Here is a 15,625-nt window from a genome sequence, read left to right as displayed (position 1 = left end):
TGGTTTATTGACCGTGGAAATCAGTCTTTCTGATCGCGCAGTACGTTGCCCGACGCGCCATCGATACGGAATTCATAAACAGAGCCATCCGCCTTGCGGCCCTCACCTTTCCAGTAGCCATCGTTGTCTGCTTCGATCTCATAGACTTCGACGTAACCGGCCTTGGTCTTCACGATCTCGATCGCCTTTTCGATGGTGACCCAGCCCGCACCGGGACGATCGGCCATCGCGGCACCGGCACTGAACAAGGCAGCAGTGGCAACAACAGCGGCAAAGGTTTTTTTGATCATTTTTTCACTCCATTTGTGGATGATGTTCGTCGGATGTCCTGTTTTTGGGCGTCTGACGGAAAAATAAGTTCCACTTTGATGGGCAATTGCCATGATGGATGTTCTCGGCGCGTTGCCCGCAAGGTTAGAATGCAGCAAATCAGGACGAGTCAATGACCCAAGAATCCCTCTCGGAAGCCGAATACGATGCGATCACCGATGCCGCCGCGCACTGGTGCATGCGTCTGCACGCTGCCGACTGCTCCGCCGAGGAGCGTCTGGCTTTCGAGCAATGGCGCGATGCTCATCCGCTGCATGCGTTCGAATATGAAGCCATGCTGGAAATCTGGGACGTTGCCGAACACTTGCCGCGTCCGCAGCCGCCCCCGAGTGTGCCGCTGAACAAACCGGTCCCGGCCTGGCGTCGCTATGCCATCGCCGCCAGCGTCTGCGCCTTCGCATTACCGCTGGCCGCCTACAGCGGCTGGAACCTCGGCTGGCTGCCCAACAGCTATCAGCACTTCGAAGCCAGCGACAATGTTCGTCAGGTCACCTTGAAGGACGGCAGTCAGGTCGAGCTCAACCTCAACACCGAACTGACCTTCAGCAACTACAAGGATGAGCGCCGGGTCACGCTGAAAAAGGGCGAAGCGTTTTTCGAAGTCAGCCACGACCTCAGCCACCCGTTCGTGGTCCGAGCCGCCGAAGGCAAGATCCGCGTGACCGGTACCCGCTTCAATGTCTGGCTCTATGAAGATCAGGTGCGGGTCAACCTGATCGAAGGCTCGGTGCTGGTCACCAGTAACACGGCATTGCCCGGCGACGGCCTGCGCCTCGGCCCGTCGATGCAGGCGCAGTACCGGCATGGCGACTACACGCCACAGATCAGCCAGACCTACGACAATGACAGTTCACTGGCCTGGCGCAGCGGCAAACTGGTGCTCGACAACCTGGCACTGAACGACGCCTTGCCGCTGATCAATCGCTACCTGAACAAACCGCTGAAACTGGCTGACGCCAACACCGGCGCGATCCGCGTCGGCGGCGTCTACAACATCAAAGAACTGAGCGGCCTCGTCAACACCCTGCCCAAAGTGCTGCCGGTGTACCTGACGCGCAACACCGAGGGTGATCCGGTGATCAACTCGATGCCACGAAACCCGCCGAAAACCTGAAGCTTGGGATCACGCGTTTCGGGCAATAAAAAAGCCACTGTCCCTGTTCAAGGAGCAGCGGCTTTTTCGTTCAGGATGACTTACTGCGCAACCACCTCGGCACTCTTGCCGGCAGCATCACGCACGGTCTGCACCTGATATTGCGGATCAGCCGTGATCTGCTGCTCGGTAAACGGCAGCACGCTCCACTGTTTCTTCGAGAAGGCCTCGGTCTGGTCCCGGGAGTATTTTGACTCTGGATCGCTGGACAGCGAGAACGCCAGCAGCCCCTGAGCGTGCGGGCCTTTGTCGTCGAAGGTCACCACTTGCAGGTAGCTGGTGCCGCTGACCACTTCGAGTTTGCCGTCTTCACGCGGCACACTCTGAATCGCGTTGTAGATCCCCAGCGTTCCAGGTCCGCCGTGAATCGCGGTTTGCTGACCGCCGCTGCTCACCACCTGAATGTCGCCCCAGCGGGTGTCCGCTTTCAGGCCCATTTTCGTGGTGGTTTGCAGCGACGTCAGCATTGCCTCACGCAGAGCCTTGCTCACCGCCGGTTGCTCGATCGCCAACCCGCGCGGGGTGTGTTGCGGGTCTTTCGGATCGAACGCCACGCGCCAGACATCCGGCGACTTTTGCAGGGTTTGCATGATGTTCTGGAAATGGACCAGGCCGATACCCGAATCCAGATTCGCCCGGCCATCCCAGCCTTTGAGGCTGACGCAAACCGGCTTCAGCGAAGCCGCGTCAGCACCCAGATCCGTAGCGCAGAATTTCAGCAAATCGGGCAGCACCTGGGTCGTCAGATAGACGTTGTCATCCATCACCATCTGTTGCAAATCCTTGACCGCCAGCGGGCCCTTTTTGCCCAAAGTGCTCAGACGCTCCAGCGCAAACCGCGATCGCAGGCCCAGCGGTTGACCGTCCTGACTGATCAGCGGCGAGAACCCGGTCAGCGGTTGTGCCGGGTTCGCCAGCCACGCGGAATCGTTTGAGTGCTGGACAAAGTCCTTGCGCAGCAGTTGCGGCAACTGGCTGGCAGCATAGATGCCCTTCTGCGCCGCTTGCGGATCAATGTCCCAGGCGCAAGCGCTGTTGGAACCGTCGAGCACGATCATCTGCACGCCGATGCGCGGGTCGCTGCACTTGGCCAATTTGTCGGCGCTGACGTTCGGCACCACCGACAGGTTCATGTACAGCGTCTGCCCCTTGTCATCCACGGCCAAGGTGTTGACCCACGGGATGCCCTGGATCTTGTGCACCGAATCCTGCAGATCCTTGAGGCTCGACGCCTGATTCATCGCGTACCACTGCGTCAGCACGCGATCATTTTCCAGGTTGGCGTCGCGCAGGCTGTAAGCGTACTGATGGTCCCAGTCGAGCTTGCCCGGCCATTGCACGATCGGGCCGAACTGCGAGCTGTAGACATCGCGCGAAACCGGCACCACCTGCCCGTCCGCCTGTTTGATCTGCACGGTCACCGTCTGCTTGCTCAGCGGCAGCGATTTGCCATCGAGCAGGTAGCGCGTCGGATCTTTGGGATCGAGTTGCAGGCGATACAGGGTGAAGTGCTTCGACGAATCCACCGTGTGGGTCCAGGCCAGATGCTGGTTGAAACCGATGTTGATCACCGGCAGCCCCGGCAAGGCGGCGCCCATCACGTCGAGTTTGCCGGGGATGGTCAGGTGCATCTGATAAAAGCGCATGCCGCCGACCCACGGAAAATGCGGGTTGGCCAGGAGCATGCCACGCCCGTTGAACGAACGCTCGCTGCCGACCGCCACGGCGTTGCTGCCGCGATCCAGGGCGAAGCGCTGCATGCGCGCGTCCGCCAACTGATAAGCCTGCGCATGGCTACCGACCTGTGCCGTGGCTTGCGGCGGCGTCGCACCGGCCAGTGCTTCGGCGAACTGCCCGACCCCGCCTTCAACCAGCAAGCGGCGGGTGAGCTTCACCAGATCCTCGGCAGCGATATCACGCACCCACTCCCCCTGGCACTGCTGCGGCAGGCCTTGCTGGCGGCGCTCGGCCAGATAGCGGTTGTAGCCTGCTGCATAACCTTCCACCAGATCGCGCACCTGAGCAGGCTGCGCGTCCCAGAAGGCCTTCACCGCTGCGGGGGTGTTGAGCCAGGTGAAGAACAGGTCGCTGACGCGATTTTCGCGTTGTTCGACGGTGAACTGATCCGGCCCGAAATAGCGCGAGCGCTGGCCATTGACCGTGACAATCTCGTTGGCCAGCAGGCACAGGTTGTCCTGCGCATAGGCGTAACCGATGCCGAACCCGAGTCCGCGCTCGTTTTCCGCGCGAATGTGCGGCACGCCAAATGAGGTGCGGCGAATATCAGCATGGGTTTGTGTGGCGGGACTTAACGCATGGGCCGACAGACTGAGTCCGAGAAACGCGCCGGCGAGGGCCAGCCCGGTTAACTGCCTGGAAATAATCACACTCGCTCCTGATCGATGGGACACGAATCGACGCCTGCGTTGCGCGAGCGTCAGACCCGGTCTGAAGTTGATTCCTGCGCCCGGGCGCAAGATGGCTGTTCAGGAAACGAATACGGTAAAAAAATATTTAGCTGTTTGCCCAAGCGACCGGCCGGCGATGACGGGAAAACAACGAATAAGCGACAAAATTTCTACATATTTTCTTTCATGATTTGTCGTGCTGAAACGTCTTGTTTACTGAGAGCAGCCAAAACGTTTCCTGACCAGGCTCTGAAAGGAGTAATCCCATGTACAACTCGCAACTACCAACGGACGGTAGCCAGGCGTCACAAGGAGCTTCCATGAGTCCCCGCGCGAGCAGTTTCGCACCCAGCCCCGAGCGACAAGGCAATGAGCGCATTCGCCTGCTGCTCAAAAGCTTCGGTCTGCGCACCAGCCTGATTCGCCTGAAAGTCATCGACGCCTTGCTGGTCGCCGCGCAAAGCGAACGGCGCCTTGGTGTGCGCGGCGTGCACAGCCAGTTGCTGGACCTGGATATTCCGTTGTCCTTCCTCAGCGTGCGCGAAGTGTTGAAGCGTCTGTGTGCCGAAGGCGTGGTCACCTTCAACCCGGACAAGAGTTACAGCCTGCATCCACAGGCTGCTGCCGTGCTCAATCACGATTGAAGCGTCCCGCGATCGCCGTCAGGGTTTGACCTTGCGGCGCATCACCGCGTTGATCACCACCACGACCACCGCCACACCGATGGCGATGTACTGGAACATCTTCTGACTGATCATCCCGGCGTTCTGTAGCCAGGACAGGCCGAGCATGATCGCCAGCACCGACAGGGCGATCAGGATCGAGTATTTCAAACGTTGCTTCTGAGTCATTGCGGGTTCCTGAAACTTTCAAATGTATCCGGTTTGTATCCGGTTGCATGCCATGCACATACCGTGTTGCGGGGATGGGCCAGGGCGAACGCGGTCACATGTTACAGCCGATGAAGAGTTTTGGCTTCATGACGGCGTAACCATGAGGATTTTGAAATGTTCCGTCGAATCACCTGGCTGATTCCCCTCCTTGCCATCCTGACCTTGAGTGGCTGCTTCTTCTTCCCTCACGGAGGCTGGCATGACGACCACCATCGCTACCAGGAAGGTCCCGGTTATTACCATCGATAGAACAGGATTGTTCGCATCTCGGTGTGTCTGAAAGCACCGGAAGGAAAGCGATAAAAGTCTTTTCAGAGCAAACCATGCCCGCCCGCCAGCGGGCATTTTTATTGGCACGCCGACCGGCCAGTCACGGCTGTTCAACACGCGTATTGACTCACTTAAATACGCTGTAAGTATTTGAAATTTCATGTCGCAGCAAAGCATTGGATGCTGCGACGACTCTGCCTCTAGTCTCTGCAAACTTTCTCGCTCACTGAAACAGGGATGTTTATGCAGAGAACCTTGATCGTAATGGCGCCCGTGCAGACAGTTGGATTCTGCCTGGCCATTACCGCTTTTGAACTGCTCACCTACATGGCCAGCGACATGATCATGCCGGCCATGTTGACGGTCACTGAGGAGTTCAACGCCGATGCCCGTCACGTACCCAATGCGTTCAATCTGTATCTGATCGGCGGCGTGTGCCTGCAATGGCTGATCGGCCCGCTCTCTGATCGTTACGGCAGACGTCGCTCGCTGTTGCTCGGCTGTGCGCTGTTTGGTCTGGCGTGCAGCGCCGCGGTCATGACGCAGCGCATTGAAGCGTTCAATGTGCTGCGTCTGATACAAGGCATGGGCCTGGGATTCGTCGTCGCCGTCAGCTACCCGGCGCTGCAGGAAGTATTCTGCGAAGCCGATGCGGTGCGGCTCATGGCACTGCTGGGCAATGTGGCGCTGCTGTCGCCGCTGCTTGGTCCGTTGCTCGGCAGCCTGCTGCTGGAATGGCTGAGCTGGCGGCAGATGTTTCTCGGTCTGGGAGCGGCCAGTGCCGTTGTCTGGCTCGGTCTCTTGGCCTGGATGCCGGAAACGATCGGCGTCACGCGCCGCGACGGCCAACAACAGGCCCCTGCGCCGTTCTCGCTCAGGCAAATCCGCCGGGGTTACTTCGCGCTGCTGCGCAATCGACGATTCGTCGGCAGCAGTCTGGCGTTGGGCCTGATGAGCCTGCCATTGATAGCCTGGATCGGTCTGGCGCCGGTGTTGCTCATGCAGCGGCTGGAGCTGTCGGCGCTGGAATACGGCGTGTGGCAGATCCCGGTGTTCTCGGCGGTGATCGTCGGCAATCTGCTGCTGGATCGATTGCTCGCCGGGCACACACTGGTTCGGGTGATTGGTCTGGCATTGTGGCCATTCTGTCTCGGACTGCTGACGCTGATCGGCGCGGCCCTGAGTACGACTTCCCTGGCACTGACCGTCGCCGGTCTGGCCATGTATGCGCTGGGGCTGGGCATGAGTAACGCCGCACTGTACCGGCTGGCGCTGTTCTCCAGCCCCGATGGCAAAGGTCTGGTCTCGGCCATGATCGGCATGCTGTCGATTGCCGTGATGGGCATCGGCGGTTCGCTCATTGCCATCGTTGGCGGCGGCGACAACCTGCAATCCTTCTGCCTGTGGGCAGCCCTCGGCGGCCTGCTGTGCCTGCCCCTGCTCTACCGTCTTCTTCGCCACAACCCTGCGACACCCGCGGCGCCCAACGCACATCAATAAGGATATTCGATGACTCGATTCCCCCATGGCGACGCGCTCTGCGCATTGCCGAAGCCCTATTGCCCGGACTCCGTACCCACGGGCCTGTTCAATCAGGCCATGAGCGAAATCACCCGGTTCCACGCTCGCCATACGCCTGGCTACAGCCATTGGCTGAGCGCCCACTCAATCGATGTCGATGATCTCGACACGCTGGACGACTGGTCGCAACTGCCACCGATTTTCGCCAATTTCTTCAAGCAACACAGGCTGCTCAGCCCGACTGGCGCGGACGCTCTGGAACTGACCTCTTCCGGCACCAGCGGGCAGAAAAGTCGCATGCGCTACGACGCCCGCAGCCTCGGCGCAGCGCAGTTCATGGTCGAGCGGATATTCGCGCAGTACGGCTGGATAACACCGCACGCACCGTGCAACTACTTGCTGCTGAGCTACGAGCCAGAACAGACCAACACCCTGGGCACGTCCTTTACCGATCAGTTCCTGTGCGGTTTTGCTCCCGCCAATCGGGTGGTTTACGCCTTGCGTCGTAACGGCGACGGTCACCAGTTCGATCTGTTCGGTGTGATCGCGGCCCTGCAGGCATTTGCCGAAGAAGGCCTGCCGGTGCGTATTTTCGGCTTCCCGGCTTTTCTCTGGGAGACCCTGCAACGCATGCGCGCCACGGATGTGGCGGATGTGCAGTTGCCGGCAGGTTCCCTGGCATTTTTCGGCGGTGGCTGGAAAACCCGTGCCGCCGAAGAAGTCCCCAAGCAAGCGTTGTACGCGCGCATCCAGCAACAGCTGGGCATCAATACCCGGGACTGTCGCGACGGCTATGGTGCCGTCGAACACGCGGTGCCTTACATCGAATGTGCCCATCATCGCTTTCACGTCCCGGTCTACGCGAAAGTTTACGTGCGCAACCCCGTGGACTTTTCAGTTCTGCCCTATGGGCAATCCGGCCTGTTGAATCTGGTCTCACCCTACATTTCCTCAAGCCCGGCCCACGCGGTGGTCATGAGCGACCTGGCGACGCTGCATCCTGGAACAAGCTGCGGTTGCGGTCTGGCGAGCGACTGGTTCCACCTGCATGGCCGCGCCGGCACCGCAGCCGCCAGAAGCTGCGCCATGGCCGCTTCCGAACTGCTGGGGAGGCACTGACATGTACTTGATCAACGGAAAGCTGCACACCGACTGCAACCTCGAAAGCGCCTTGCAGCAACTTCACCTGGAGCTGCCCGATCGGCTGCAGACACCCCTTGAAATCAGCACGCTGTTCGCAACTGCCGAGGCATTCGCCAAACGCCTGCAACGTGAAGAACCGGAACCGCCGCTTGATGCCGGACAACGCCAGGCCCTGATCGATTTCTGCCAGCCCGCCACGCTGCAAACCAAACTTGATCGCGAGCTCGGCCTGCAACCCGACTCTCTGCGCCGTATCGACTATCGCCAGTCGCGCTTCGAACGCTGGAGCCCATTGGGCCTGGTGGTGCACATCACGCCCGCCAATGCGCCGCTGCTGGCGTTTTGTGCGGTGATCGAGAGTCTGCTGAGCGGTAACGTCAACTGGCTGCGCCCCAGCAGCAGCGACGGCGGCTTTACCGCACGCTTGCTCCAGGCGTTTCTCGACTGCGACCCGAACGGGCAACTCAACGGTCACGTGGCAGTCCTGCCGACGAGTACCGGACAAATCGGCCAACTGTGCAAGCACGCCAACGGCGTCGCGGCCTGGGGAGGCGAAACCGCGCTGCAAGCCATTCGCCAACAGGTGCCGCCAGGTTGTCGCTGGATCGACTGGGGGCACCGCATCAGCTTCGCCTATCTGACCCCGGACGCAGTCTCGCCCGCCGTACTCGATGCCATCGTCGATGAGATCTGCCGCCTCGATCAGCAAGCCTGCTCCAGCCCGCAATGGTTGCTGGTGGACAGTGACGATGCAGCGGTGTTGAGCGACATCGGTGCACAACTGGCCGTCGCGTTCGAGCGTCGCGCCGGGCAGTGGCCGGCCCTCACACCGACGCTTGAAGAGGCGTCGCAAATCACTACCTGTACGGCAATGGCGCGGCTGGCCCAGAGTTTTGCCGGGCACACCGGCCGGGTCTGGAGCACGCCGGGGTGGCGCGTGATCTGGAGCCATGACCGCCAGCTCGAACCGTCGGCGCTGTTTCGCAGCCTGTTGCTCAAGCCCCTGCCCCGCGAGCTGCTGACCGCGACGTTGCTGCCGTGGCGCAACGTGCTGCAAAGCTGTGCCCTGCTGTGCCCGGAGACGCAGATCGCCGAGCTTTCGCAGACACTGATCGCCGCCGGTGTTACCCGCATCGTGCCGATCGCCGCCATCCACGATGGCTACGACGGCGAACCCCATGACGGCGTCTACGCCTTGCAGCGTCTGAGCCGCCGAGTGTCGGTCAGCCTGACGCCGAATTCACTGGCGCACCACGCCACGCTGGATCGCCAGCCATCGCCGCCGCCCTTGGCCGGCGTGCCGATCATGAACAAGGACACGTTCATCGATCGACCGCCGCACCCGCAGGCGCAGCTGTATTTTCGCTCCGGGGGCAGCAGTGGCACCCCCGTGCTTTCGGGTTTCAGTTACGACGATTTCCAGCGTCAGATGCGTGCCGCCGCCGATGGTTTGCTGGCAGCCGGCCTGGCCCCGACGCGGGACCGCGTGATGAACCTGTTCTTCAGCGGCGGGCTGTACGGCGGCTTCTCCAGTTTTGCCAAGGTGCTGGAGCAACTGCAAGCCCGGCACTGGCCAATGAGCGCGCCAGCGGATGACGATTACCGGGAGATCGCGCAGATGATCGAGCAACAGCAGATCACCGTGCTCATCGGCATGCCCGCCACCCTGCACCGGCTGTTCCTCAACGAACAGCAAACACTTCGGCGCTATGGCGGCATCGAAAAAGTCTTTCTCGGCGGCGAACACCTCAGTGAGCCAACCCGCGAATTGCTGCAGAGCTGCGGTGTGAGCCTGATCCGCTCGGCGATTTACGGCAGCGTCGATGCCGGCCCCATCGGCCATGCCTGCCAAGCCACGACAGATGGCGCGTTTCACCTGATGAGCGAGATCCAGCATCTGGAAATCGTCGATTTCGATCAAGACACGCCGGTCAGTGACGGCGAACCCGGGCGTTTGCTGGTGACCACTCGGGCACGTCAGGGCCAGTCCGTGCAGCGTTATGACATCGGTGACAGCGGGCGCTGGCTCCCCGGCCCGTGCGCTTGCGGCCTGACTTCGCCGCGCTTCGAACTGCTGCAACGCCACGGCAAGCTGCTGCGCATCGGCACCGACTTCATTTCGCTGGCGACGCTGGCGCAGCACCTGCAGGCGCCGTTTCAACTGGTCCTCGATCACGGCCCGGACGGCCTGGAACGCATGCGCCTGCGCTGCCCGCTGGCACCGGAACAGGCGCGGCAACAACTGCAGAATTACCTGACGCTGACCACGCTGATGCAAAGCGGATTGCTGACGGTCGACATCGAGCAATGTGCAATTGAGCAATTCGCCCGAAACAGGCACAGCGGCAAAACGCCGACAGTGATTGATACGCGCCGCTGACAGCAGATGCCTGCACGCGGCCACCCGCCACTTTTATAAGAAAAAACCATGAACACGACCGTTGAATTGAACGACTTGCTCGGCTACGTCCGCCGACATTCCGCGTATTACCGCGAACACCTCAAGGCAGTCGCAATGCCCATCAGCGCCTTGAGCGAACTGCCCGAGATTGACCCTGAGCAATACTGGCTAGGTAGCCAGAATCCGCAGCAATGGCCGGTGCTGACAGGCCCGCAGAACGATGCGCTGATCTTCAAGACCGGAGGCACCACTGGCGCGGGCAAACTGTCGCTATTTACCCGCGCAGAATGGCAAACCCTGGTACACGATTTCGGCAGCCACCTCACGGCGCAACTGAACCCCGGGGACCGGGTTGCCAACCTGTTTTTCGTCGGTGATCTGTATGCCAGTTTCATATTCGTCCACGACGCCCTGGCCCATGTCGAGACAGCCGTCAGCGAGTTTCCCTTCACCGGAGCCGTCGACAGCGCGGTACTGGTCGACTCGATCGTTGCCTACCAGATCAATGTGCTGGCTGGCATACCGGCACAACTGTTGAAACTGGCCGCTTGGCTTGAGCGTCAGTCATTCGTGCTGGAGGGTGTCGAAACCCTGCTCTACGGTGGAGAAAGCCTGTTCGCCGCGCAACTGCAATTGCTCCATCGGGTGTTCCCGAACGCGCGTATCGCCTCCATCGGCTACGCCAGCGTCGATGCCGGGCTGATCGGCATCAGTGCCCGCGATTGCGCCTTGGGCGAACACCGGATGCTGGAGCGGCACAATCTGCTGGAGATCATCGACGAGGTGAGCGGTGAGGTCATCGAAGAATGCAACCGCAACGGCAGGCTGGTGGTGACCAACCTCACCCGTCGCCTGATGCCGGTGATCCGCTACCCCGTCGGCGACCTGGCGTGCTGGCGCGAACCGAGCGGAACCCCGATGCGCAAATTCGCCCTGATGGGGCGCGGCATGAGCAGCCAGCGTGTTCGAGTAGGTGTACTGAGCCTGGACACGGGTGATATTGGCGATCTGGTGCAAAGGGTCGGCACCAGCGACAACTGGCAACTGGTCATCGAACAGCAGGGGAAAAAAAGACCTGCTGAGCCTGCGCTGGGTGCCGGGTACGCTGACGCCTGACATTTCCCTGACAACCTCAAGACTGCGCCGCGCGCTGATCGACCAATACCCGCTGATCGGGACTCTGCACAACGATCAGTTGCTCGATCTGCACGTCATCGCTTGTGCAGGCGATGAACTGACTTGTCATCCACGTTCCGGCAAGCGTCAGCGGGTCGTCGACCGGCGCGATTATGAAAACCCGCGCCCGAGGCGAGAATGATGGACACGGTAACCCTGCGACGCTACCGCATCGCTGACGCACCGGCCGTCAGTCGCCTGTTCGAGGAAGTCTACGGCGATCATTACCCTCAACCGCACGTGTACCTGCCCTGCATGATCAGTCAGAACCACAACGACGGCCGCTGGCACTCGCTGGTAGCGGTGGTGAACGAGAAAATCTGCGGGCACGCCACGTTGTTTCGCCAGTCTGGCAGAAGCTTTCTTGCGGAACTGGCACTGACGGTGGTGCACCCGGACACTCGCGGGCAAAACATCGCCACACAGTTGGGCCAGCAGTTATTGATTCATGCACAGGCGCTTGATTGCCAGGGCGTGACGATCAAACAGGTCACGCACCATCCCTACACACAGCGCATGGCCGCCGGTCTCGGGTTCCACAGCATTGGACTGTTGCCGGACTACGCACCCTCTCCGTTCGGCGGGCCGGGGCGTGAGACGATCGTTGTCGGCCACCGCACCATAGACGGCTATCGTCGCCCGCTGCCGGCATTGGCCTGGCCACAGGATTGCCGGGATTTGATGTCGCATCTGGAATCAGCTTTCGGGACCAGCGATAAAGCCGCGCCGTGGAAAGGTCCGAGGGTGCATTTCGAACGTGCATTGGGGCGCTATGACATGGTGCTCAAAGAGCTCGATGACAGCTTGCTCAAGCAAGTGGTGCAACTGCCGGCGCACTGGCTGATTTCGATCCGGCTCAGACTCGCCCAAGGGTTTTCCAGCTCACTGCAAAAACTCGCGGCTGCAGGTTTCGCCTTCAGCGGGATTGTCCCCGATGAACGCAGCGAAGGCTGGCTGGCGCTGTTTCATCGCGGCTGTCAGCCGTCCACGCTGACGTTGCACTGCCCGCACATGCAGCGCTTGCAGGATCATATTCGGCAGGCCGGCGAAGGGTTTCAGGGCTAGAAACGAAAACGGCCCACCCAGCGTATGGGTGGGCCGTTTTTGATCGGCTTATGCCTTGGCTTTGACGCCTTGGTCCACAGGCTTCGGCGCGTTGCCTTCACCGTAGGTTTTCAGGTTCTGCAGCACGTAGATCGCCTTTTTGTATTCGGGGATCAGGTTCTTGCCGTACGCATTGCCATTGAGGCCATTGGTCTGGATCGCGTCGAGCTGGGTGGCGAAATACTCCAGCGCATTGAACTTGGCATCGACGTCTTTGGTCACGCCGAACCGGTCGAACTTGTCGCCGGCGTTCATCAACGTAAAGGACGTGATCTCCGAAATCAGCCCGCGGCCACGCAGGAATGCACTCAGATTGCCCAGTTGCTTGACCGAAGTGTTCGCCGGATCAAAGCCCTTGATGTTCTTGCGCAGGCCCTGCTTGTCCATTTCAGCGGTGTTCAGCGCGTTCGGATCGTTGCCGACCATGGTCAGCATCTGTTGCACCTTGACGCTCTGCGCCACCTGCTTTTTCGCGCCTGTATTGCGAACCAGCACCCCTGCCTTGCTCTCCCAGCCGCCGACAATGCCGATCGTCATGAGAAGACTCCCTGTGAAATAACCATGAAATGTCCTTGCTGGACCACTCGAATGCCGGGAAGTATCTACCGGCCCAGTGATGGCACCAACCCTTTTAGTGCGGTCGCTTACAATTTCTGTACATTCTCGATACAAATCGCCAGAGGTTCACCGTGGCGCGGCTTCATGGCAGTTTGACGATACCTGCCGATTCCCTTTTCACGCCGATTGACGTGCCGGTGAATTCATTTGTATCGAGCTCGATACGCCCTTCTGTCAGCCCATCGCTTTCTTGCACGAAAGTACCTAAAGCTTCGCCGTTCGCCGACGATACGCTGGTGTAATCCCGCCGTTTTTCCCTCGACCCACAATAAAAAATCGCAGCTCAAGGACCGGTATCCATGCCCGCATTCCGCACCATTCAGGCTCGCTACACGTTGTTTCTGGTTCTGTTCATCCTGCTGCTGTCGGTGCTGACCGTGGTCGGTATCAGCCAACTGGTCGCGCCCAAGCTGCGCCAGACTGAAGAACAGGTAGTGCTCAACCGCATCGCCGAAGTCGCCGAACAGATTCAGGGCGAGTTGAACAAAGTGCAGTCACAGCAGCGCAGCATTACCCAGACCATTCCGCTGCTCGACAGCGCGGCCATCGATACGGTGCTGCCGGGGCTGGTGGATCAATACGGCGAGCAGAAAGTTTTCGGTGGCGGGATCTGGCCATTGCCGGGCCAGCGCGAGGCCGGGCGCAACAAATTCAGCACCTTCTGGCACCGCGACGCCTCGGGCAAATTGGCGGTCAACACGTTCTGGAACAGCGACGCCGCCCCCAACTACTACGACCAGAGCTGGTACAAGGGCGGTATGCAGACCCCGCGCGGCCAGTGCGCCTGGGCTGCGGCCTATAAGGATGATGCGAGCGCCGAACCGCGCACCAACTGCGCCATGGCGATCCAGAAAAACGGCGCGGCATGGGGTGTGTCGACCATCGACGTGACGCTGGGTTTCTTCAACGATCTGGTGGCGCGCAAGGAAAAAGACCTGAACGCCGAAATGCTGATCGTCGAGGCCGACGGCAAGATCATCAGCAACAGCTCGCGCATCAGCGGCCCGATCGTGCTGAAGAACATCAGTGAACTCGCCGCCGGCTCGACCTTCGCCAGTCAGGTCAAGGCCGGCCTGCAGAACCGTGAGCAGGCGCAACGCGTCGAGTTTGACAACAACGGTGAAGCCAGCACCTTCTTCATGCGCCCGATCGAAGGCACGCCGTGGTTCCTCGCCACCGCCCTGCCGACCAAGATGCTTACCGCCCAGCGCGACGACGTGCTCAGCAGCCTGAGCCTGTTGCAGATTCCGCTGGTGATCCTGCTGGTGCTGTTGCAGGTCTACGCGATTCGCCAACTGGTTTCGAGGATGAAAGCCCTGAAGGCCAACATCGACTCGCTGTCCAGCGGCGATGCCGACCTGACCCGCCGCATCACCATCCGCGCCGAAGACGAACTGGGCGCCATCGGCCACTCGGTCAACACCTTCATTGCCTACCTGCAGAACATGATCGGTGAAGTGACGCAGGCCACCGGCGCCATGGCCTCGAGCCTCGATGACCTGCAGCGTACGTCGGCCAACACCAGCCAGATCCTGCTGCGCCACGCTTCGGAAACCGATCAGACCGTCACCGCCATCACCGAGATGAGCTCGACCGCCGAAAGCGTTGCGCAGAACGCCGCTGAAACCGCAGCGTTCACCCAGCGCGCCAACGAAAACGCCGACCGTTCGCGGGTCGTGGTCGGGGAAGCGACCAACAGCGTGGTGGCCTTGATCGACGAAGTGGCCAGTGCCACCCAGAAAGTCGAAAACATGCAGCAGGACGCGCAGCGCATCACCGAAATTCTCGGGGTGATCGGCGCGATTGCCGGGCAGACCAACCTGCTGGCACTCAACGCTGCTATTGAAGCCGCGCGCGCCGGTGAACAGGGCCGCGGCTTTGCCGTGGTCGCCGATGAAGTCCGCGCCCTCGCCGCCCGCACCCAGGCCAGCACCTCGGAAATCAACGAGATGTTGACCCGCCTGACACAGGGCGTGAGTTCGTCGGTCGCCGCCATGGAAAACACGCAGGCCAGTTGCCAATCCGCCGCTGACGCCACTGCCCGGGTCAACTCGGGCCTCGATGAAATGGCCGGTTCGGTCAGCCACATCAACAGCCTCAGCACCCAGATCGCCACCGCTGCCGAACAGCAAAGCGCGGTGACCGAAGAGATCAACCGCAGCATGGTGCAGATCCGCCACATGGTTGAAGAACTGGTGCACAGCGGTCAGGCCAGCGAACGCAATACCCGTCAGTTGCTCGAAGCCAACAACCGGGTGAGCGCGATCATGGGGCGGTTCAAGGTTCGTTGATTCCCCTACCAGTCTATTGTGGCGAGGGAGCTTGCTCCCGCTGGGTCGCGAAGCGGCCCCAACTCTGACACCGCGATAGACAGGAAGCCGAAATTGACCAATTGACGACTGCTACGCAGCCGAGCGGGAGCAAGCTCCCTCGCCACAGAGCGCGTCTCCATTCCGCCTGACAGATTTGTAATCTCCCGCTCAGCAGGCTGTCAGGCTTGATCCATGATCATCCTGCCAGCCTGCCTTGTATCAACTTGAAACACTCCGTTGATGCCCGGCAGGATAATCCGGTCAAAATGGCCGTTTGAAAAATGACCTGTAGTGAG

The 15,625-nt window shown here is 60.6% G+C and carries 11 protein-coding genes and 1 pseudogene; 8 read left to right on the top strand and 4 right to left on the bottom strand.

The window, feature by feature from the left end; translation table 11 throughout:
* Positions 1–20: 20 nt before the first annotated feature.
* On the bottom strand, positions 21–290 hold the full coding sequence (locus V9L13_RS05835) for a PepSY domain-containing protein (protein ID WP_103483325.1): 270 nt from the start codon (positions 288–290) through the stop codon (positions 21–23).
* Positions 291–442: 152 nt separating this feature from the next.
* On the opposite strand from V9L13_RS05835, the gene V9L13_RS05830 reads away from it, so the two are divergent.
* Complete coding sequence (locus V9L13_RS05830) at positions 443–1,444, top strand: FecR family protein (protein ID WP_338801825.1); 1,002 nt, start codon at positions 443–445, stop codon at positions 1,442–1,444.
* Positions 1,445–1,524: 80 nt separating this feature from the next.
* Here the strand turns inward: V9L13_RS05830 and V9L13_RS05825 are convergent, their stop codons facing one another.
* On the bottom strand, positions 1,525–3,870 hold the full coding sequence (locus V9L13_RS05825; RefSeq protein ID WP_338801824.1) for an acylase: 2,346 nt from the start codon (positions 3,868–3,870) through the stop codon (positions 1,525–1,527).
* A 287-nt stretch (positions 3,871–4,157) separates the two neighbouring features.
* Between V9L13_RS05825 and V9L13_RS05820 the strand changes: the two genes are divergently transcribed.
* Positions 4,158–4,535, top strand: coding sequence for a fe2+ zn2+ uptake regulation protein (locus V9L13_RS05820; RefSeq protein WP_045122427.1), 378 nt, complete (start codon positions 4,158–4,160; stop codon positions 4,533–4,535).
* 18 nt (positions 4,536–4,553) lie between these two features.
* Here V9L13_RS05820 and V9L13_RS05815 read toward each other — a convergent pair whose 3' ends face one another.
* Positions 4,554–4,742, bottom strand: a complete 189-nt coding sequence (locus V9L13_RS05815; protein ID WP_003224577.1) for a hypothetical protein — start codon at positions 4,740–4,742, stop codon at positions 4,554–4,556.
* 555 nt (positions 4,743–5,297) lie between these two features.
* Here V9L13_RS05815 and V9L13_RS05810 point away from each other — a divergent pair.
* The 5 genes and pseudogenes from V9L13_RS05810 to V9L13_RS05790 all read left to right on the top strand — a co-directional run bounded on the left by V9L13_RS05810 (position 5,298) and on the right by V9L13_RS05790 (position 12,360).
* Positions 5,298–6,554, top strand: a complete 1,257-nt coding sequence (locus tag V9L13_RS05810) for an MFS transporter (RefSeq protein ID WP_338801823.1) — start codon at positions 5,298–5,300, stop codon at positions 6,552–6,554.
* A gap of 9 nt (positions 6,555–6,563) precedes the next feature.
* Positions 6,564–7,694 carry an acyl-protein synthase gene (locus V9L13_RS05805; protein ID WP_338801822.1) on the top strand — a complete coding sequence of 377 codons (1,131 nt, stop codon included), beginning with the start codon at positions 6,564–6,566 and terminating at the stop codon, positions 7,692–7,694.
* A gap of 1 nt (position 7,695) precedes the next feature.
* Positions 7,696–10,098 (top strand): aldehyde dehydrogenase family protein, encoded by a 2,403-nt coding sequence (locus V9L13_RS05800; protein ID WP_338801821.1) that lies wholly within the window; start codon positions 7,696–7,698, stop codon positions 10,096–10,098.
* 48 nt (positions 10,099–10,146) lie between these two features.
* Positions 10,147–11,437 (top strand): annotated as a pseudogene (locus V9L13_RS05795) (AMP-binding protein).
* Positions 11,437–12,360, top strand: coding sequence for a GNAT family N-acetyltransferase (locus V9L13_RS05790; RefSeq protein ID WP_338801820.1), 924 nt, complete (start codon positions 11,437–11,439; stop codon positions 12,358–12,360). Before V9L13_RS05795 ends, V9L13_RS05790 begins: the two are co-directional and overlap by 1 nt.
* A gap of 48 nt (positions 12,361–12,408) precedes the next feature.
* Here V9L13_RS05790 and V9L13_RS05785 read toward each other — a convergent pair whose 3' ends face one another.
* Complete coding sequence (locus V9L13_RS05785; RefSeq protein ID WP_003224565.1) at positions 12,409–12,936, bottom strand: hypothetical protein; 528 nt, start codon at positions 12,934–12,936, stop codon at positions 12,409–12,411.
* A 380-nt stretch (positions 12,937–13,316) separates the two neighbouring features.
* On the opposite strand from V9L13_RS05785, the gene V9L13_RS05780 reads away from it, so the two are divergent.
* On the top strand, positions 13,317–15,308 hold the full coding sequence (locus V9L13_RS05780) for a methyl-accepting chemotaxis protein (RefSeq protein WP_338801819.1): 1,992 nt from the start codon (positions 13,317–13,319) through the stop codon (positions 15,306–15,308).
* Positions 15,309–15,625: the final 317 nt, after the last annotated feature.

This window comes from Pseudomonas sp. RSB 5.4 (genome assembly GCF_037126175.1).
In the GTDB taxonomy this organism is placed as follows: domain Bacteria; phylum Pseudomonadota; class Gammaproteobacteria; order Pseudomonadales; family Pseudomonadaceae; genus Aquipseudomonas; species Aquipseudomonas fluorescens_H.
This window is presented reverse-complemented; position numbering and strand designations above follow the sequence as displayed.

Bases quoted from the DNA above. Each gene is read 5' to 3' on its own strand.
- V9L13_RS05835 (WP_103483325.1), bottom strand. From the start codon at position 290: ATGATCAAAAAAACCTTTGCCGCTGTTGTTGCCACTGCTGCCTTGTTC.
- V9L13_RS05830 (WP_338801825.1), top strand. From the start codon at position 443: ATGACCCAAGAATCCCTCTCGGAAGCCGAATACGATGCGATCACCGAT.
- V9L13_RS05820 (WP_045122427.1), top strand. From the start codon at position 4,158: ATGTACAACTCGCAACTACCAACGGACGGTAGCCAGGCGTCACAAGGA.
- V9L13_RS05815 (WP_003224577.1), bottom strand. From the start codon at position 4,742: ATGACTCAGAAGCAACGTTTGAAATACTCGATCCTGATCGCCCTGTCG.
- V9L13_RS05810 (WP_338801823.1), top strand. From the start codon at position 5,298: ATGCAGAGAACCTTGATCGTAATGGCGCCCGTGCAGACAGTTGGATTC.
- V9L13_RS05805 (WP_338801822.1), top strand. From the start codon at position 6,564: ATGACTCGATTCCCCCATGGCGACGCGCTCTGCGCATTGCCGAAGCCC.
- V9L13_RS05800 (WP_338801821.1), top strand. From the start codon at position 7,696: ATGTACTTGATCAACGGAAAGCTGCACACCGACTGCAACCTCGAAAGC.
- V9L13_RS05790 (WP_338801820.1), top strand. From the start codon at position 11,437: ATGGACACGGTAACCCTGCGACGCTACCGCATCGCTGACGCACCGGCC.
- V9L13_RS05785 (WP_003224565.1), bottom strand. From the start codon at position 12,936: ATGACGATCGGCATTGTCGGCGGCTGGGAGAGCAAGGCAGGGGTGCTG.
- V9L13_RS05780 (WP_338801819.1), top strand. From the start codon at position 13,317: ATGCCCGCATTCCGCACCATTCAGGCTCGCTACACGTTGTTTCTGGTT.